Raw genomic sequence first — 19,189 nt, forward strand, 5'->3', positions numbered from 1 at the left:
CAGCATGCCAGCAGAGAGCAAAGCCAAGGTCATCGAAAGAAACCGCGCCCCGCGCGTGCAGATCGCCTACGACGTCGAAACCTACGGCAGCCCCACGACGATCGAGTTGCCGTTCGTCATGGCTGTCATGGCCGACCTTTCCGGCGCCTCGCAGACCAAGGAAGCGTCGAAGTCGGTTCTGGACCGCAATTTCGTCGAAACCGACGCCAATCGCTTCCCCAAATTCATGGAAGCGATGGGACCACGCGTGAAGGCGCGCGTGAAGAACACGTTGCCGCAAGCCGAAGGCGCCGAGCGGGACGAGGAACTGGCGATCGATCTCACCTTTTCCAAAATGGGCGATTTCGCGCCCGACAAGGTCGCCGAGCAGGTGCCGCAACTGGCCGAGATCCTCAAGATGCGGCGTCAGCTTGAGGAACTGCTGGGCTTCATGGATGGCCGGGTCGACGCCGAAAAGCGCATCGCGCAGCTTCTGAACAACGAGCCGCTGCTGAGCAAGATCGCCAGCCAGGCGATTTCTGACGGCAAGGGCGAGGAGTAAGTCATGGCCGAACAGCAAAAGACCGCAGCCGCTACCGCCGAGGCCGAAGCCATCGATCTTGGCGAGTTCAGCGGCCTCCTTGAAAAGGATTTCAAGGTCAAGAAGGACGACAGCGAGAAACTGCAGCAGTTGGTGCGCAACCTGGCGCTGGCCGCTCAGTCCCGCTCCGAGACGACGACCATCTCGTCCAATGCGATCAAGTCGATCAAGTCGCTGATCGCGGGCATCGACAAGATGCTGACGACGCAGGTCAACGAGATCCTGCATGCCCCGGAAGTGCGGGAGATGGAAGGCACCTGGCGAGGCCTTTGGTACCTCATCAACAACACCGAGACAGACACCAAGCTGAAGATCCGGGTGATGAACATCTCCAAGGAGCAGTTGGCCGACACGCTGGAAGACTATGAAGGCCAGATGTGGGACCAGAGCCCGATCTTCAAGAAAGTCTACACGGACGAGTATTCGATGCTGGGCGGCGAGCCGATCGGCTGCATCATCGGCGCCTACGAATTCTCCAACCATCCGCGCGACGTCGGCCTGCTGCGCAACATCTCGGGTGTCTGTGCCTCGGCGCACACGCCATTCATCGCGGCTGCCTCGCCGCGGCTGTTCCGTATGGACAGCTGGCAGGAACTGCCGAACCCGCAAGACCTGCAGATGATCGTCAACAACCCGGCCTATGCCTCATGGCAGTCGCTGCGCGAGAGCGAGGACGCCCGCTATATCGGGCTCACCATGCCGCGCGTGCTGGCACGCCTGCCCTACGGCTCGGAAACCGTTCCGGTGAAGGGCTTCACCTTCGAGGAAGAGGTGGGCGGCGACCACAACAAATATGTCTGGATGAACGCCGCCTTCCCGATGGGCGTCAACATCAACCGCAGCCATAAGCTCTATGGCTGGGGAACGCAGATCCGCGGCGTCGAGAATGGCGGCACGGTGCTCAACCTGCCGGTGCACGCTTTCCCGACGGACGACGGTTCGATCGCAATGAAATGCCCGACCGAGGTCGCCATCGACGACCGGCGCGAGGCGGAATTGGCGAAGCTTGGCCTGATGCCGATCTTGCACCGCAAGAACACCGATCTCGCAGCCTTCATCGGCGCGCACTCGCTCCAGGATGACGAGACGCGCGCCGGGCGCCTCGTCGACCCCGACGCCCAGTCGAACGAACGGCTGAGCGCCAACCTGCCCTACCTCTTCCCGGTGTCGCGTTTCGCGCATTACCTCAAGGCGATCGCGCGCGACAAGATCGGATCGTTCAAGGAACGCACCGATATGGAGATCTGGTTGACCGAATGGATCAACCGGTACGTGCTGGCCAATCCGGCCTTCGCCGACGACAAGGCGCGGGCCAAGCGTCCGCTTGCCGCTGCCGAGGTTCAGGTCGACAGCGTCGAAGGCCGGCCCGGTTACTACAACGCCCGTTTCTATCTGCGTCCGCACTACCAGCTGGAAGGCATCAACGCTTCCCTCCGGCTGGTGTCGGAACTGCCGTCAGTGAAGGGCTGAAGTCGCAGCGAAGTCATCTTGTTTCGTTTGAAAGCGGTGGAGAAAGACAATGCCGACCACAGAGAGAAGCGAGGCTCCTTCAATGAAGATCGATGGTTTTTTGAAAGTCCCGGACATCAAGGGCCCGAGCAAGCGCGACGGCCATGAAGACGAGATCGAAGTGCATGGCGTCGATTACAAGATGATAGCGCCCTACGACCCGAATTCGCTTTCGCGACGCGGCCGTGTGTCGATGGGAATGATCAAATTCATCAAGCACTACGACAAGTCGTCGCCATATCTGAAGAAGGCGCTGTTCGAGAACAAGGCGCTCGACGAGGTGGTGTTCTCGGCACGCCGCACCATTGACGGCGAGACCAGCGACTATCTGGTCGTGACGCTCACCGACGCCTCGGTCATGGAGTACGATATGCGGCAGGCCACCGACGAGGCCGATCTTATCGAGGAAGAAGTCAGCTTCGCCTACAAGAAGATCAAGTTCGTCTACGACAAGGACGACGAGATCGAAATGGACGTCTATGTCGGCAAGTGAGGCCAAGCGGCTTGGCGCGAAGTCGCAGCTTGCCGGCAGTTCGCGGGCAAAGCGCGAGGCGGTCCAGCCCTCGCTCTGGGATCGCCTCGTCAACGACTTGCCGGGGCTGGCCTCGGAGATCGACGGGCTGCGCCGGCTGCTGGATGAAGAACTCGGCGCCGAGCGCGTCGAGGCTCTTCTTGCCGGCAGCGCGCGCGGCATCGATACCGACGCCGAACTGACGCCCGAGCAGAGACGGCGCCTGCACCGACTGGTCTTCCAGGCCGAGCATCGCGCCGAGATCGAAAGCCGCGGCGTGGTGGTTTCGGCACGCGTGTTGAGAGAAGCCGTGCGGCGCGACATCGAGGCCCTGTTCAACACCGAGCGCTTCGAATCCGTACCGATGCTCTCCGATGCCGAACACGAACAGCCCCTGGACGAACTGCCGTCGCTGGCCGACTTTCCGGAGGTACGCCGCAGCGTGGTCAATTATGGCGTGCCGTCCTTTTCCGGCCGCTCTTCGCGGGATTTCGACCGCGATGTGCTGGCGCGCGAAATCCGCGCGGTGCTTGCCACTTTCGAGCCGCGCCTGAAGGAGAGCGCCACGACCGTCAACGTCACGCTCGGCGACAAGAACGTCGGCCTCAAGATCGAGATCGACGCGGTGTTGATCATGGCCCCGACACCGGAGCGCATGCGGCTGCGCACCACGATCAATCTCGACAACGGGCTGGCACGAACCGAATTCCGGGAGACCTGAGATGGATCGGGTCTTCGTGGAGTATTACGAAGAAGAACTGACCCATATCCGGGCGTTGGCCGCGGAATTCGCCGACATGCATCCGGCGGTCGCCCGTAATCTTTCCCTCGACACGGTCCCATGTCCCGACCCTTATGTGGAACGGCTGCTCGACGGCGTGGCCTTCCTGGCCGCCCGCACCCGTCTGAAGGTCGACGCGGAACGCTCGCGCTTCTCGCGCGCCGTTCTCGATGTGCTTTACCCGGATCTGGTGACGCCGGCGCCGGCGACGGCGATGGCCGTGCTGAAACCCGGCCAGCAGGTGCAGTCGATGATTGCTGGCCACGCCGTCCCGCGCGGCACACGACTTGTCTCCGGCCTCAATCCAGGGCTTTCGACGCGTTCGACCTTCACCACCGCGCAGGAGGTCACGCTCTGGCCGATCGCGATCACCTCGGTCAGCTATTTCCAGGATCGCAGCGCGCTCGCCGCCGCCGGAATCGCGCCGATCGGCGACGCGCGCGGCGAGGCGGCGTTTCGCGTCACCCTCGTCCGGACGGGAAAGGGCAAGCTCAGCGAACTGTCGCTTGACCGTCTCGACCTCTATTTCGCCGGGCGCGCCAGGGCGCCCTTGCTTTTCGATGCAATCTTCGGCGCTTGCTCGGGTCTCGGCGCGCGGGCGGAAGGCAAGACCAACCCGCTGACGGCGCTGCCTGAGCCCGAAATGATCGGCATCCGCGACGACGAAGCGCTGATGCCGCGCACCCGTCCGACCTTCGAGGGATACCGGCTGCTGCGCGAATATTTCATGATCCCGGAGCGCTTCCATTATGTGCGGGTCGCCGGCCTCCAGTCGGTGGTGCGCAAGTGCGATGGGGGGATCGAGATCATCTTCCTGTTCCGGCGTCCAGTGCCCGAGCTCGCCGATGTGACGGTTGCCGATTTCGAGCTGTTCGTGACACCGGTCATCAATCTCTTCGAACGCGAATGCAACGTCATCGAGATCGACCCGCGCAAAACGCGTCAGGTGCTGCACGCCGACCGCACCCGGGCGCGGGATTTCGAAATCTTCCGGGTCACCCGGGTCGAGGACGCCGACGCGGAGAGCGGCGAGGCGACAATTCCCGAATTGTTCAGCCTGGGGCAGAACCGCGGCAGCGGCTGGGTCTATTCGACGGAGCGACGTCCGCGCCGGGCCACCGAAGACGAGCGGCGCGAGGGCCTGACCCGCACCTCCTACACGGGCGACGATGTCTTTATCGCCGTCTCGCGGCCGGCAGGAAGCTCGCCAAACCGGCCACTCAAGCGTCTCGACATCACGGCGCTGTGCACCAACCGCGACCTGCCGATCCTGGACGACACGCCGACGCTGACGCTGGAGACGGCCGATCCGGTCGAAGCGGTGCGCTTGCTTGGAGCGCTGCGGGCGCCGCAGCCGGCAATCCCGGCGTCCCTCCCGGCCAGCGCCGCAGGCGAATCCCGCGCCGACAATCTTGCCTGGCGACTGGTGGCGCAGCTCTCTCTCAACTTCCTCAGCCTTGCCCAGGAAGGCCGTGGCGTGGATCCGCTGCATGCCTTGCTCGACCTCTATGCCGATCGCGGCGATCCCAGCCTTGCCCGCAATGTGCATTCGATCGTGCGTATCGATTCACGCCCGGTGATCGAGCGGCTCCAGATCGACGGGCCAATGTGTTTCGGACGCGGCACCGAGGTGACATTGCATGTCGACCAGTCCGTGCTGGCGGGTCAAAGTTCGCTGCTGCTTTCGGCCCTGCTTTCGCGGCTGTTCGCCCGCCATGCAGGGATAAACGGATTTGTCCGGACCCGTACGCGGTTGCTGCAGAAGCAGGAGGATGTGCCATGGCCGATGACGCCCGGCAATCGCTACCTGATCTAGCGGAGTCCGCAACGGTCGCGGCCGAACCGTTGCTGGAGAGCTTCGACTTTTTCGAGCTGTTGCGGCGCCTGGAGCAGCGCCGTGGATTGTTCGGCCATTCCGGAACGGCCGACCGCGAGCCGGCAAGACTTGGCCAGCATGTGCGCCTGAGCTTCTCGGCCCGCGACGTCATCAAGCTCCAGGACGCCGGGGAGAAGGCCCCCGCGCGGGTGACCGTCGCCAATCTCGGGCTGCTTGGGCCGGAAGGACCGATGCCATTGCACCTGACACGCTGGGTGCTCGACCGGCTGTCGCAGCGCTGGTTCACCGGGGCCGATGCCGAGCAGACCAGCGACACGACCTTCGTCGATTTCGTCAACATCCTGCAGCACCGCATGATGGCCCTTTACTATCGCGCCTGGGCTGACGCGCATCCGGCGGTGCAGGTCGAGCGGTCCGTCGGCGGGCGTGTTCGCGCCATGCTGGAGGCAATGTCCGGGATCGGTCTCCCCGGCACCCAGGATCCCGAACTCGACACTGTGCGACTGCGACAGGCTGGATCGCTCGCCAGCCAGATCGACGGCGCGGAGCGGCTGACGCAGTTTCTCGCCACCGCCTTCAAGGTGCCGGTGCAGATCAAGGAATTCGTCGCCGCTTGGATCAGCATTCCGGCGGCACTGCAGACGCGTCTCGGCAAGGCCCATGCCGGGCTCGGACGCGGCGCGACGATCGGGCCGCGGGTCTTCAGCCGCCAAAGCAGGATCGAACTGCGCGTCGGTCCGCTGAGCCTCGACGACTTCAGGTCGTTCTTGCCCGGCGAACGGCGTCTTGGCCTGTTCAAGAAGGCGGTGCGCGACATGATCGGCGAGACGCTCGACGTCGATTTGCGCATCGTGCTCGCGCGCGACGCCGTGCCGTCGCCACAGGTCGGGACCGTCCAGCTTGGCCGGACCGCCTGGCTGGCACGTCCCGCCGACAGGGGTGATGCCGACGATCTCAGATTGCACACCATCGTCGGCTGGCGGCCGCAAATGGCGGAGGCGGCCGCATGAGCCTGCTGCTGACGCTGGAACAAGGCCCCCGCTCGCAAGTGGTCAGGCAGACCCGGCTTGACGAGGGCGAATTGGTGATCGGGCGCAGCGCCGACGCCGGCTGGCAGATCGACGACCCGGACATGTTCGTCTCGCGCGCGCATTGCAAGATCCGCGGCGACCGGGATGGCTATTTCGTCACCGACACGTCGAGCAGCGGATTGTTCGTCGATGACTCCGACAGCCCCCTGGGTCCTGGCAGGTCGATGCGGCTGCAGAGCGGCATGCGGCTGCGCATGGGCGACTATATCTTCCACGTCGAGGTTCAATCCAAAGCGAACCGGACGTCGGTCGGCCCAGCCCCTGTCACCGGCCAACCCGCGCCTGCGTGGTCATCGCAGGGAGCGCGAACGCCTGCCAGCATCGGCGGTGACGACTTCTTCTCGGCCAAGGTCGAGGAAGAACCGCGCCCGCCACGCCCGTCGGACTTGCCGAACCCGTTCGAGCAGCCTGTTCCCGGGGCTTATGACCGCGCATCCAGCCAACGCAGTTCGCCCGCCTTTGACGACCCGTTCAGCCTCGACCCGGTGGCGACGTCGCCGTCAAGTGATCTCGCCGCTCCGGATCAGCCGGATCCGTTCGGCTTCGGCGAAATGCCTTCGCGCAACGATGCGTCCGGGCATGCGGCAAAGCCGGCCAGCTTCGATGACGATTTCAGCTTTGGGCCGGCCGCGACCCCGCCTCTCGCCAACGGCGCCGACCCGTCAGGACGTGTGCAGCATCAGGCTGAAAAGCCGCGCGCAGCACATCCCTGGGATGTGCCGGCTCAGGCAGCCGAGCCACCGCCGCCGCGACGCGCCGCTCCGACGCCCAGGCCGGCGCGCCCGGCGCAGTCCGCATCCGGCGATATGGCGCTGCGTGCCGCATTCTTGCGCGGCATGGGCGTCGAGGAGGCCGATTTCCCAGGCCGCGATCCGATCGCCGAAATGGAAAAATTCGGGCGTGAATACCGGCTGATGCTGGATGGCTTGATGCAACTCCTGCGCAAGCGCGCCGAGGAGAAGGGAAGCGCGCGCGTCGCCCAGACGGTGGTCGGTGCTTCCGAGGTCAACCCGCTCAAATTCCTGCCGACGGCCGAGGATGTCATCGTCACCATCATCTCGGAACGCAGTCCGGGCTTTCTCTCCGGCGAGGCGGCGATCAACGATGCGGTAAAGGACCTTGCACAGCATCACATACGCGCTTGGCGCGGCGTTCAGGCCGCGCTTCGGCGCATGATCGACCGTTTCGATCCGGCCGCGATCGAGGAAGAGCTCAAGTCCAATTCCGCCATCGGCAATCTGCTCTCCGGCGGGCGTAACGCCAAGCTGTGGGAGCTCTACCAGAAACGCCATCGCGACATCGCCCAGAGCGCGGAATCGAGCTTCCTGGGCGAGATCGGCGCAGACTTCAGGGACGCATATGAAGAGGAGGAGTAGGACATGATCGACAGACGCGAATTCGTCGTTGCCCTCGGCGCCACGGGGCTGCTTGCGGCTTGCCAGAGCGGCCCACCGAAACCATCGGTTATCTCGGTCAACGTGACCGGCGGCGCCGGCATGAATCCAGGACCGGGCGGCGGCGACAGGCCGGTGACGGTACTGGTGATGCGGCTTGCCAGCACCGGCAAGTTCAACTCGGCCGACTATTTCGCGCTGCAGGGCGATGCGGGCTCGGCGCTCGGTGCCGACCTCATCGGCTCCGACGCGATCTCGGTCGCGCCGGGCAAGACGGCGGCCAAGACCATCACGGTCGAGCCGAACGCCACGGCACTCGGCTTCGTGGCGCTGATCCGCGAGCCGGGCGGACGCAACTGGCGCACGACCAAGTCGGTATCGCCAGGGTCGAAATTCACCATCAATGTCAGCCTCGGCAAGGGCGGCATTTCCGCCTAGCGACAGGGGCCACGGATGGGCGTGTGCAGAAAGTAGTGGCATGAGCGATGCAAACAGGGTGCTGTGGTCGGAGGGCCTGTTTCTCAGGACCCAGCACTTCCAGCAGCAGGATCGGTTCTTCGAGGGCATGGTGCGCGGTGCATTGCAGGCCGGCCAGCTCCATACTTTCGGCTTCCAGCAACTGACCCTCGACCAGTCGCTGCTCGACGCCGGCCAGGTCTCGATCGTGTCCGCCCGGGGCATTTTCCCGGACGGCACGCCTTTCTCCATCCCGGAACTGATGGATGCGCCCAAGCCGCTGCCGGTCACGGCCGACACCGGCGCCGGTCCGGTGCTGGTCGCATTGCCGCTCGAGCCACCCGGTGGCGTCGGGTTCGATCCGGCGCATGCGGCATCGACGGGCGCGCGCTACCACGGCAAGATCGTTTCGGTGCGCGACGCCGTCCAGAGCGGCGCCGATCCGGAAGAGATCGAGATCGCCCGCCCGCAAGCCGCCCTGCTTGCGCCCGGCAAATCGGTCGGCGGTTATACGGCCTTGCCGATCGCCGACATAAAGGGTGTGCGCGCCGACGGCGGCATCTCGCTCGATGAGACGTTCCTGCCGCCGACGCTGATCACCGGCGCAGTCCACTGGTACCGGCAATTGTTGCAGGAGGTCGTCACCGGCCTCGACCAGATCGCCGAAGCGCATGGCAAGATGGTGATGGGCGGCGCCGGCCGCAGCGTCGAAGACCTTTTGATGCTGCACCTCGCCAATGCCGCTCGCCCGCGGCTTGCCCATATGCTCGCGCAGGATGTCTTTCATCCGGCCGAACTCTATCTCGAACTGGCCGGACTGGCCGGCGAGATGGCAACCTACGGCTCGAGCTCGCGGCGGCTCGGCGAATTGCCGGCCTACGATCACATGGCGCCCGGCCCCGCCTATATGGCGCTGGCCGATGCCTTGCGCTCGCTCATTCTCAGCCTGCGCTACATCGAGCCGAAATCGCGCGCGCTGCCGGTCATGCGGCACGCGACCAATGTCTGGAAAGTGCGCATCGACAACCCGAAGCTCTTGGTCGCCAGCCGCATCGTCATCCGCGTCGGATCGGAACTGTCGGAAGACGCGCTGCGCAAGATCTTCGTCAACCAGGCGACGGTCGGCGCCGCTGACCAGTTCGAAGGTCTTTGGAAGTCGCGCCTGCCGGGTATTCCGCTGAAACCGCTTCATTCGCAGCCACGCGAGATCCCCTACGATGGCGACCGGCTGTGCCTGGAGCTTGACCAGAAGAGCGAGCATTGGGCCTCGTTGCTCGACGCCCCCGGCTTCGTCATCGGCGTTTCAGGTGTCCTGCCGAGCGAGCCGCAGGTCGACTGCTACTCAGTGAACAGGTGAGGCCATGAGCCGGGATGATCCTTTCGGACTGTCGGAGGATCGCGAACGCACACGCATCAGGCTGGCGGGCGCCGCGCCACGGCCGATGGCGCCGCTGGCACCGGGCGCGCCGGTCAAAAGGGCGCGCGCCCATCCCAACACGCTCATCAATATCTTCGCGCCATTGCTCGAATTCGCGCCGGAGCTCGAAAGCGCGCTGGCGCCGGAGAACCCGGAAGCGATGCGCACGCGCCTGCTAGACGAGCTGGTTCAGGCGCGCGACGCCGCGATGGCGGCAGGCTCTTCGCTGGAGCGCGCCGACCAGGCGGCCTGGGCCGTGGCGGCGTTGCTCGACGACCTCGCGCTGAACACGCCATGGGGTGGCGCCAGCGCCTGGCCGCGCCAGCCGCTGGTGGTCATGCTGCGTGGCGATGTCGATGCCGGTACCCAGTTTTTCACCCGCCTTGACGAGCTGGAGCGCCATCCCAACCGCGACCGCGAGATGCTGGAGCTTCAGTATTACTGCCTGGCGCTCGGCTTCCGCGGCAAGTACCGGGTGCCCGGCCGCGCCGGCGACCGCTCGCTCAATGCCGTGCGTGTGGCAGCCGCGCGCTTCCTGCGCAATGCCGACGCCGAGGACGCGCCGCTGTCGCCGAACTGGAAAGGCGTGATCGCTTCCGACGAGCCGCAGCGCTTCATCGTTCCGATCTGGGTGATGGCACTTGCCGCGGTTGTCGTCGCCGCCGTCGCTTATATCGGTCTGTCGATGAGCTTGAGCAGCCAGGCGGTCGAACTCTCCGCCCTCGTGCGCACGCTGCCGCCGGCCTCGCGCGCCGACGTTGCCCGCGCCGCGCCCAAGCAGGATGCGCCCGCACCCGAACCGCCACAGCCGGTCGATTTCGCGCTGCTGCCCGCATTCAAGGCCGAAGCGCCGGCGAGCCTCAAGGACGCGCTCAGCGGCACTGAGAGCGTCTCGCTGGCCAAGCTGATCATCCAGTCCTCCAACCCCGAACTCTTCCAGTCTTCGCGGCCGACACTGTCGCAAGGCTATGAACCGCTGATCCAGTCGATCGCCAAGGTGATCCTCGCCAATCAGGAGCTGATCGGAAACATCACGATCGTCGGCCATACCGACAATGTGCGCCTGCAAAGGTCCAATCCGCTCGCGAGCAACCAGCGGCTCTCGGAGGCGCGTGCCCAAACCATAGCGGACCTCCTGGTGCAGGCTGGCGTGCCACAGGAGCGCATCCATTCCGAAGGCCGCGCCGACTCCGATCCGGTCGCCGACAACTCGACGCGCGAGGGCCGCGCGCTCAACCGGCGCGTCGAGGTCCTGGTCGAAAAGAGGCTCTGAGATGTTCATCCTGCGCTTCCTCTGGGCGGTCATCACTTCGCGCTTTCTCTGGACGCTGATCGGCATAGCGCTGCTTTCGCTTTTGATCTGGGTGTTCGGCCCGATCGTCCAGGTCGGCCAGTACGCGCCGTTCGAATCCGACAATGTGCGCATCGCCATCATCGCGGGGCTGATCATCCTGTGGCTGATCTGGCTGATCATCGCGCAACGGCGCGCGATCCGCGCCAACCGCATGTTCGTCGCCGAGATCGCGGCACCCGTGACCGAAAAGCAGCTGACCCCCGGCGAGGAGAGCGTTGCAGCCGTCGGTGCCAAGTTCGGCGAGGTCATGGCCGAGCTCAAGCGGCGCAAGCTCGGCGGACGGAAATTCCTGCGCGAGATGCCGTGGTATGTGATCGTCGGGCCTCCGGCCACCGGCAAGACCACGGCATTGCGCCAGTCGGGCCTCAATTTTCCAATCGATCTGACCGATGATCTGCAGGGTGTCGGCGGCACGCGCAACTGCGACTGGTTTTTCTCCGAGAACGCAGTGCTGATCGACACTGCGGGCCGCTACGTCCAGCAGGAGAGCCAGCCGGACGTCGACGCCGCAGAATGGCTGGGCTTCCTGGACCTTTTGAAGAAGCACCGGGGCCGGCGCGCGCTCAACGGCGTCATCGTCGCGCTGTCGATCGATGCGCTCTCGGAGGGCGACGAAGCGATCAAGGCGCACGGCCGCAAGATCCGCCGCCGACTGGCGGAGCTCAACGATCGCCTGGAGATTCGTCTGCCTGTCTACCTGATGCTGACGAAGGCCGACCTGATCAAAGGGTTCGAAGCCTTCTTCGGCGGCTTGTCGACAAGTGCGCGCGAGCAAGTGTGGGGAACCACCTTTCCGCTGGATGCCCGCGTCAACGCCGGCATGATCGAGGCGGAGCTGGCCAGGCTTGGCACCGAGCTGGAGCGAAGGTTGGTGCCGCGCCTTGAGGACGAAGACAAGCTTGCCTCGCGCGCCGAGATCTTTCGTTTTCCGGCGCAGTTGGCGAGCCTCCGCGGGCCGATCCAGGTGTTGATCGAGGCCATGTTCGGCGAAAGCCGCTACGAGGAAGCCGCATGGCTGCGTGGCCTTTATCTGACATCGGCGACACAGGAAGGAGCCCCCATCGACCGCCTGACCGCGGCGTTGTCATCGTCCTTCGGGCTGCCGCCGCGCCGCGCCATGCCGGCGGCGCGCGTCGAGAAGCGCAGCTTCTTCCTCAGGAACCTTCTCACCGAAGTGATCTTCAAGGAGGCGGGCCTTGGCACATTCGATCCGCTGGCGCAGCGCCGCCGCGCCTGGATCTGGCGCGGGGCCGCCGCCGCCTGTGCGCTCGCGGCCCTGCTGGCCGGCGGACTGTTCACCTGGTCCTACCTCGACAACCGCAATGCGATCACCGAACAGGCCGGCCAGTTCGAAGCCCTGCAGGGGCCGCTCACGCAAGTGGCCGCCACGCCGGCCGCGGTCGAGCAGCCGACCATGGATGGCGCGCTGGCGGCGATGGACGCGGTGGCGACCGCCCGAACGCCGCCACCAGACGCCGTCCATAATCTGCTCGGCCCGACCGCTTCGCCGGAGTTGGTGCGCGCGCAGACCGATACCTACGACCATGCGCTGCGCAACGTGCTCGAGCCGCATATGGTCGCCCTGCTCGAGGCCACGATGTGGCGGCAAATCCGCGATCCGGATTTCATGCTTGGCGCGCTGAAGACCTACCGGATGATGACCGGCCTGTCGCAGATGGACACCGATTTCGTCCAGAACTGGTGGGTGAACAGCCTGCCGCAATTCGCGCCGGCTCCGCCTTTCCCCACGGCCGACGCCGAAGAGCACCAAATCGCCGCCATCCGCCGCATGGCCGTCGACGACAGCTACATCGCCCCGGACAAGGCACTGGTCGCGGAGGCGCTGAAGACTGTATGCACGATCTCACTGCCGGAGCGCGCCTACAAGCAGCTCCTCGCCGACCCGGAAGTAGCCGCCCTCAAGGAATGGGTGCCGGCCAATTTCGCCGGGCCGAACGGCGCCAAGGTGTTCGCGCGCCGCTCCGACAAGACGTTGCGCGTCGGCGTTCCTGGCCCCTACACCTATGCCGGTTTCCACGACGCGATCCTCGACCGGGTCGAGGATGTAGCCGGACAGGCGGCCCTCGATCGCGCGGTGTTTGCCGGCGGCTGCTCGGAGAATTCGGAGACGTCGGTCTCGGCGCTCTCGCAAGACATCTTGAAGCTCTACTATGACGACTATATCGCCCAGTGGGACTCCTTCCTGCGTGACATGCGGCTTGCGCCGCTTACAGATCTCAACATCGCCAGTGAAAACCTCAAGGATCTTTCCAGCGCCGACTCCGCGCTGAAGCGCCTGTTGACGGCAGTGGTGCAGGAGACCGACCTCACCCGCTCCGACGATGCGCCGGCCGACGACAAAAGTGGCGCTGCCGCCAAGAGCGGCTCCAAGCTGCTCAGCAAACTCGGCAAGCTGGGCAAGGTGGTGACCTCGGGCGCCAAGCTCCTGCCGCGTGCCGGCTCCGCCAACCAGGTGGACATGACCGGCAGCTTGGTTGCTGATCATTTCAAGCCGCTCAAAGGCACCATCGCCCAGGTCGACGGCCAGCCGCCAGCGCTCGACGCCGCCGTCGTGGCGCTGACGGCGCTGTCGAATGTGTTGCAGACGGTGACCGCCAATCCCAACCCGCAGGATGCGATCAAGAAGCAGGGCGGCCTCGCCGAACTGACAGGCGCGGTCGCCAGGCAGGCGCAGATCCTGCCCTCGCCGATCAACGAGTGGCTGGGCGGCATTGCCGGCGACACCAGCGGCCTGTCGCAGAAGGCCGTCACCAACGAGCTCAACGCCATCTGGCGGGCTGACATCCTGCCCTTCTGCCAGGCGGCGCTCAACAACCGCTATCCGTTCAGCCCGGACAGCGCGGTCGATGTCAATGTGCGCGACTTCCAACGTCTGTTCGGACCGACCGGCCTGATCGATGCCTTCACCACCGACCATTTGATCAACTATGTCGACACCGCAAGCGAGCCGTGGAAATGGCGTGCCGATTTCGGCCTCGACCCGGCGGCGCTCGCAGCGTTCGAGCAGGCGAGGCATATTCGCGACGATCTGTTTCCGGGCGGCACCGGCCCGGTGATGAACTTCACGCTGGAGCCCAAGGACCTCTCCCCCAACGTGGCGCGGGTCACGCTTAACCTCGATGGCCAGAACCTCGTCTACTACAACAACGCCACCAGACCGCAACCGATGACGTGGCCCGGCAAGGATGGCACCGGGGTGATCTCGCTCGCCTTCCAGCCGGTCGACGGCTCGCCCGAAGTGATGCTCAACGAGACCGGCAGCTGGGCGTGGCTCAGAATGCTGCGCGGCGGCCGCTTCGCCGCGACCAAGCTCACCGACGTCTACAGCCTGCGGCTCGGCACGAAGGGGATGTGGGCCGATTTCGAACTCAAGGCCGCCAGCGTCGAGAACCCCTACACGCTCGAAATGTTCAAGAAGTTCACATGTCCGCCGCAGATCTGATCGTGCCCGGCTTCTATGGCAAGATGCCCGCCACCGGCGATTTCGTGACCCGGCGGCTGCCGGCGGATTTCGTGCGTGGATGGGACCGCTGGCTGGCGCGGCATATCGTGCCGCTGTTCGGACTCAAAACCTGGCCGCAGCACATTGCGCTGCGTTTCCTCAGCGGGCCTGGTTCCTTCGGCGCCTCGGCCGGCATTGTACTGCAAAGCGCCGACAGGGTCGGCCGGCAATTTCCATTGAGCGTCGTCGCAAGGCTGCCAAAGGCGCCCCTTAAGCTGGCTTTTTCGGACGCATGGTTCGAAAGCATCGAGACCCACGCCTTGGCTGCGCAGCGAGGCGAGTTGACGCCCGACGAACTCGACGCGGCACTGGCCGCCCTGCCCGTTCCGCTGATCGATGACGAGGGCGATCTCATCGACGAGTTCGTGGCGTGGACGGCGCATACGGATATTTTCGATGTCGATCAGCAAGCGCCGCAGCCGGTGCTGGAGCAGATCTTCGCCGCAAGCTGGGAGACCAGCTGATGCAGATCTGGAACCAGATGGGCTATCCGCATCAGTTCACCATGGGCATGGACAAGGCCGGCCACGAATGGATCGTGGTCGTGGTCAAGGGCACTTTCGATTTTCCGACGAACCCTGGCGGGCCGGTGCAGAAATCGGCTGAACAGGTTCCGCTGGTCATGGCCGACACGCAAACCGGTGTGCCTGGCTATTCGGCAACGTTGTGGGAGACGGATTTCGCTTTCCGCAAGCCGCGCTGCGACGTGATCGCCAATGGCTGCGCCTATGCGCCGGGCGGACGGCCGGCGGAGCGGGTGCCGGTCGGCATCAAGGTCGGCAACTGGTCAAAACTGTTCGAGGTGGTTGGCCACCGCGAATGGCGCTCCATCGGCCCCGTCTTTACCGCCACGTCGCCGCAACCCTTCCTGAAACTGCCGATCTCCTATGACGTTGCCTGGGGTGGCGTCGACAGGCTGGATCCAGAAGACAAGCTTCCCGCCAGCTATAAATACAACCCGGTCGGAACCGGATGGTCGCGCACCAAGAACCAGCGTCTCATTCCCGGCCTGCGGCTGCCGAACACGCAAGCGGTTAACGAAGAAATTCGTTCACCCTTCGGCGACTACAAGCCAATGAGTTTCGGACCGATGGGCCGTGGGTGGCCCGGCCGCATCGAGTATGGCGGCACCTACGACCAGAACTGGACTGATAACATCTTTCCCTTCCTACCCCCCGATTTCGATGAGCGCTATTTCCAGATGGCGCCACCGGACCAGCAGATCGACCATCCAAGGGGCGGCGAGGATGTGCAGCTGATCAATCTGACGCCGATGGGCAAGGAGGTTTTCCGCCTGCCGGCGACGGCGTTGCAGATGACCTTGTTCAAGGAGCAGGACAAGGTATTCGACGGTGAACGGTCTCCGGACACCATCCTGTTCGATCTAGAAAATCGACGATTCTCGCTGGTTTGGCGGTTGCAGCAGCGGCTCAAGCGCACGATCCTCGATTTTTCGGAATGCTGGATCGGGCCGCCGACGCAATCCATGCTGCGCGCACGAGCGACCGGGCGAACCTATGTCCGTGCAAATGGTGCTGACGCGGAAGAAGAAATCGAGGAGGCATGACACTCGAGCTCGACATCGTTTCGATCGGCATGGTGACCGCGGTCGGTCTCGACGCCCCCTCGGCATGCGCCGCGATGCGCGCCAAGCTCGATGGCTTCCAGGAAACCCGCTTCGTCGGCCCCGGCGGCGGCTGGCTGGTCGGCGCCCCGGTGCCGCTGCCGCGCAAGTTCACAGGAGAGAAACGGCTGGCCCACATGGCTGCGGCCGCCATCCTCGAGGCCTTCGAGCCCGTTCCTGACGCACATGGCACAGCAGCGCTCATCCTCTGCCTCGCCGAAGAAGACCGGCCCGGCCGGCTCGCCCCGGAAGCCGCACGCCTCGCTGCGCGCATCGCCGAGATCACCGGCATCGCCTCGCCGTACCGAACGCGAATCGTCGCCCACGGCCGGCCCTCCGGCCACGTCGCACTCGACCAGGCCCGTCGGCTGCTGGCCGACCGCAGCGTACCTTACGTAATGATCTGCGGCGTCGACAGCTATCTGGCGGGACTGACGATCGACCACTATCTGGCCGAACGACGCCTGCTAACCCCAGACAACCCTAATGGCTTCATCCCCGGCGAAGCTGCCGCTGCTATCCTCTGCACCCGCCCAGGCGGCGGCACCATGCGCCTCCTCGGCCTCGGCCTGGCCCGCGAGCCGGCCTATATCTACAACCATACCGATCTTCCTCTCCGCGGCGACGGCATGACCGCAGCCTACCGCATGGCTCTGGACGCCTCGGGGATGGAAATGCGCGATGTCGGTTACCGGATTTCGGATCTGATCGGCGAGAGCTATTTCTTCAAGCAGGCAGCGATTGCCTCGTTGCGGCTCGTCCGAGGCCATCATGGTTTCCAAGACTTCTGGAGCCCAGCTGAAAGTCTCGGCAATGTCGGAGCCGCTGTCGTGCCGATGACGGTTGGCATGGCCATAACCGCTGCCAAGAAAGGCTACGACCGAGGCGATCCGGTGCTGATCGAGTCTTCGGGCGACGACGGTGCCTGCGGTGCGATGCTGTTGACCGCGGGCCGAATGCCGCGGAGGCGGGTCGCCGCATGACCGTGTTCGCGAATGGGCTCGAGATCGCTTGCAAGGCGCAGACCAATCAGGTGATCGCGGCTTTTCCAGATGTCTGCTTCACGCCACCGCAGACGCCGGCCACGCCGCCCGGCGTGCCGATTCCCTACCCAAGCTTCGGCACGGATTCCGACACGGACAAAGGGACGAGCACAGTCAAGATCGGCGGCAAGACCGTCACGCAGAAGAACCAGTCCTACTACACCAAGACCATGGGGACCGAAGCGGGGTGTGCGCCGAAAAAGGGCGTCGTCAGCTCGCAAAACACCGGCAAGGAGTACGCCGAAGCTTGGTCCGGCAACGTCAAGATGGATGGAGAGCCGATCAGCCGGTTTACCGACATCTCAACGAATAACCATGCCTCGCCGGTCGGCAATGCACCGCCCTGGCCGAAGGTCGCGGCCGCCGACCTGAAACCCGGCCAGGACGCGGACTGCCTCGTCGGTTCCTATGATGACATCGCCGCTGCCTGCGCGAACGCGAAGCCTCCCGGCGAGGCGCATCATATCGTTCCGGACAAGGCCTACCGCACGGGCACGCGGGACCAGGCGATCGCCGCTGGGGCGGCTGGCGCCTCGACCATCACGCGGACCTTCGGCAGGCAGAAGCGGAACATCGGCGAGCGCGTGAAAAACGCGCCCTCGATCGGTGAAGGCGTCTGCATCTGTATCAGCAAGTCGGCGCACAAGAAGATCCACAAGAAGGAGCGGGCAGCGCTCAAGAAGCTCGGTCAAAAGGTACCGGCCAATCTGAAAGGCGCGGCCAAGAAGGCGCATATTGAGACTATGAAAAGCAACGGCACCTGGAACACCGCGAACCTCGGTGACATTATCGCTGAGTCGAAGAAGACGATAAGCGACATCAAGCAGGATAAGAACGGTAATCCAACGGCCGCGTGCATCGCGAAGGCAAAGGCCGCGGTAACCAGGCAGACGGCAAACATCGGGCCGAACCAGGTCGGCCGCACGTCAGGTACGCTTCCTAACAAGGCGGCAGCGAGCAAAATGCTGAACACGACAATATCATGAGCAACTACGATATCTGGGCGGCCTGTGCGCTGTCTGCCGACGGCTTCGCAATTTCGACCGGCCTGCTCGAGGACGGGCCGCAGTTCAGCAGGCTTACGCTACACCGAGCGCCGGGGATGCCTGAATGGAACTATGTGCATTTCGAATCGACGCTCGTGTGGCTGACGAGACTCGACGGCTGGCGTCACGGCGCGTTGCTCGCGGCCCTCGGCATCGACGGCGATGTCAGCTTCGTCGGCCAGCAATTTGCCAGCGAGCAGATTCCGGAGGCGGGCGCCGGCGACGACGAAGAGGGCCGTGGCTCGATGAGCCAAATTCGGCAATTGGGCGACGAACTGATTGCCTGCGGATATGGCTCGCAAGTCTATGTGCGCGACACACGGGACGCGTGGACAAGAATAGCCGACTCGGATGACGAGGCTTTGGGCGACAACGCATTCGAAGCCGTGGCGCGAAACGCGAATGGGGAGTGGGCGGCATGCGGCAACACCGCCGCAGCCTTCCGTGAGCCGACCGCCGCCGAGCAAGCCGAACTCGCCCGGATCGCAGAGACAGGCACGATGCCACAATACCTTGCCGCGAAGGAGCGCTTCGAGACCCAGGTGGCAGGCGAAATCGGCTGCCTGTACGTGCGGAATAAACGCCGCTGGACAGGCGTGGACTTACCCGGCAACACCTATCTTGAGGATGTTATCGTGCTACAGGACGGTCGCTTTCTAGCGGCGGGCGGCGGTGGTCTGATCGTCGCAGGTCGGGATCCCGATGGCTTCGAGGATTTCTCGCAGCCGGGCTTCGCCGAGAACTACCATTCCATCTGCCTAGTCGGTGGCCGGCCCCACCTTCTTGGCGATACGGTGATCCATGTCCTCGGCAAGGATTTGCAGTTGGAAGAGGAGATTGCCCTGCCGGACGAACTGCAAAGCCCGTTGCTCATTGATGTCGCGGATGGCGTGCTGTGGTATTTCGATCACAAGGGGGTCGCCAAACGGCGGCAAAACGCCTGGGTCATCACGGACCTGCCGGACGACGTATGGGAAGAAGTACGCCACGACGGATAAGCGGGCGCGGCAGCTTGCTTAGCGA

The 19,189-nt window shown here is 64.6% G+C and carries 16 protein-coding genes; all 16 read left to right on the plus strand.

Annotation, left to right across the window (positions count from 1 at the left end; genetic code table 11):
• The first annotated feature begins 4 nt into the window (after nt 1–4).
• The 16 genes from tssB to MAFF_RS10370 all read left to right on the plus strand — a co-directional run bounded on the left by tssB (nt 5) and on the right by MAFF_RS10370 (nt 19,164).
• Entirely contained in the window at nt 5–541 is a 537-nt protein-coding gene (gene tssB, locus MAFF_RS10295; RefSeq protein WP_010910843.1) for a type VI secretion system contractile sheath small subunit, read from the plus strand.
• 3 nt (nt 542–544) lie between these two features.
• Nucleotides 545–2,050: a type VI secretion system contractile sheath large subunit gene (gene tssC / locus MAFF_RS10300; protein WP_010910844.1), complete on the plus strand. Its 1,506-nt coding sequence runs from the start codon at nt 545–547 to the stop codon at nt 2,048–2,050.
• Between the two features lie 82 nt (nt 2,051–2,132).
• Nucleotides 2,133–2,582: an Hcp family type VI secretion system effector gene (locus tag MAFF_RS10305; RefSeq protein ID WP_162034372.1), complete on the plus strand. Its 450-nt coding sequence runs from the start codon at nt 2,133–2,135 to the stop codon at nt 2,580–2,582.
• Nucleotides 2,569–3,321: a type VI secretion system baseplate subunit TssE gene (gene tssE, locus MAFF_RS10310; protein WP_010910846.1), complete on the plus strand. Its 753-nt coding sequence runs from the start codon at nt 2,569–2,571 to the stop codon at nt 3,319–3,321. The genes MAFF_RS10305 and tssE overlap by 14 nt, the downstream gene beginning before the upstream one ends.
• A 1-nt stretch (nt 3,322) precedes the next feature.
• The gene (gene tssF, locus MAFF_RS10315) at nt 3,323–5,197 is read left to right on the plus strand and encodes a type VI secretion system baseplate subunit TssF (RefSeq protein WP_010910847.1); all 1,875 of its coding nucleotides are present in this window, start codon (nt 3,323–3,325) and stop codon (nt 5,195–5,197) included.
• Entirely contained in the window at nt 5,161–6,228 is a 1,068-nt protein-coding gene (tssG, locus tag MAFF_RS10320) for a type VI secretion system baseplate subunit TssG (protein ID WP_010910848.1), read from the plus strand. Before tssF ends, tssG begins: the two co-directional genes overlap by 37 nt.
• Nucleotides 6,225–7,685: a type VI secretion system-associated FHA domain protein TagH gene (gene tagH, locus MAFF_RS10325; RefSeq protein WP_010910849.1), complete on the plus strand. Its 1,461-nt coding sequence runs from the start codon at nt 6,225–6,227 to the stop codon at nt 7,683–7,685. Before tssG ends, tagH begins: the two co-directional genes overlap by 4 nt.
• 3 nt (nt 7,686–7,688) lie before the next feature.
• On the plus strand, nt 7,689–8,141 hold the full coding sequence (gene tssJ, locus MAFF_RS10330) for a type VI secretion system lipoprotein TssJ (protein WP_010910850.1): 453 nt from the start codon (nt 7,689–7,691) through the stop codon (nt 8,139–8,141).
• A 40-nt stretch (nt 8,142–8,181) separates the two neighbouring features.
• Nucleotides 8,182–9,516, plus strand: a complete 1,335-nt coding sequence (gene tssK, locus MAFF_RS10335) for a type VI secretion system baseplate subunit TssK (RefSeq protein WP_010910851.1) — start codon at nt 8,182–8,184, stop codon at nt 9,514–9,516.
• 4 nt (nt 9,517–9,520) lie between these two features.
• Nucleotides 9,521–10,849, plus strand: coding sequence for a type VI secretion system protein TssL, long form (gene tssL / locus MAFF_RS10340; protein ID WP_010910852.1), 1,329 nt, complete (start codon nt 9,521–9,523; stop codon nt 10,847–10,849).
• Nucleotide 10,850: 1 nt separating this feature from the next.
• Nucleotides 10,851–14,393, plus strand: a complete 3,543-nt coding sequence (gene tssM / locus MAFF_RS10345) for a type VI secretion system membrane subunit TssM (protein WP_010910853.1) — start codon at nt 10,851–10,853, stop codon at nt 14,391–14,393.
• Nucleotides 14,375–14,917, plus strand: coding sequence for a type VI secretion system-associated protein TagF (tagF, locus tag MAFF_RS10350; RefSeq protein WP_010910854.1), 543 nt, complete (start codon nt 14,375–14,377; stop codon nt 14,915–14,917). The genes tssM and tagF overlap by 19 nt, the downstream gene beginning before the upstream one ends.
• The gene (locus MAFF_RS10355; protein WP_010910855.1) at nt 14,917–16,020 is read left to right on the plus strand and encodes a DUF2169 family type VI secretion system accessory protein; all 1,104 of its coding nucleotides are present in this window, start codon (nt 14,917–14,919) and stop codon (nt 16,018–16,020) included. Before tagF ends, MAFF_RS10355 begins: the two co-directional genes overlap by 1 nt.
• A complete protein-coding gene (locus tag MAFF_RS10360; RefSeq protein ID WP_010910856.1) occupies nt 16,017–17,060 on the plus strand; it encodes a 3-oxoacyl-ACP synthase in 1,044 nt (347 codons plus the stop codon). The genes MAFF_RS10355 and MAFF_RS10360 overlap by 4 nt, the downstream gene beginning before the upstream one ends.
• Nucleotides 17,057–18,106, plus strand: a complete 1,050-nt coding sequence (locus tag MAFF_RS10365; RefSeq protein ID WP_010910857.1) for a DUF4150 domain-containing protein — start codon at nt 17,057–17,059, stop codon at nt 18,104–18,106. The genes MAFF_RS10360 and MAFF_RS10365 overlap by 4 nt, the downstream gene beginning before the upstream one ends.
• Nucleotides 18,103–19,164 (plus strand): hypothetical protein, encoded by a 1,062-nt coding sequence (locus MAFF_RS10370; protein WP_010910858.1) that lies wholly within the window; start codon nt 18,103–18,105, stop codon nt 19,162–19,164. Before MAFF_RS10365 ends, MAFF_RS10370 begins: the two co-directional genes overlap by 4 nt.
• Nucleotides 19,165–19,189 lie beyond the last annotated feature (25 nt).

The organism is Mesorhizobium japonicum MAFF 303099 (genome assembly GCF_000009625.1).
In the GTDB taxonomy this organism is placed as follows: Bacteria; Pseudomonadota; Alphaproteobacteria; order Rhizobiales; family Rhizobiaceae; genus Mesorhizobium; species Mesorhizobium japonicum.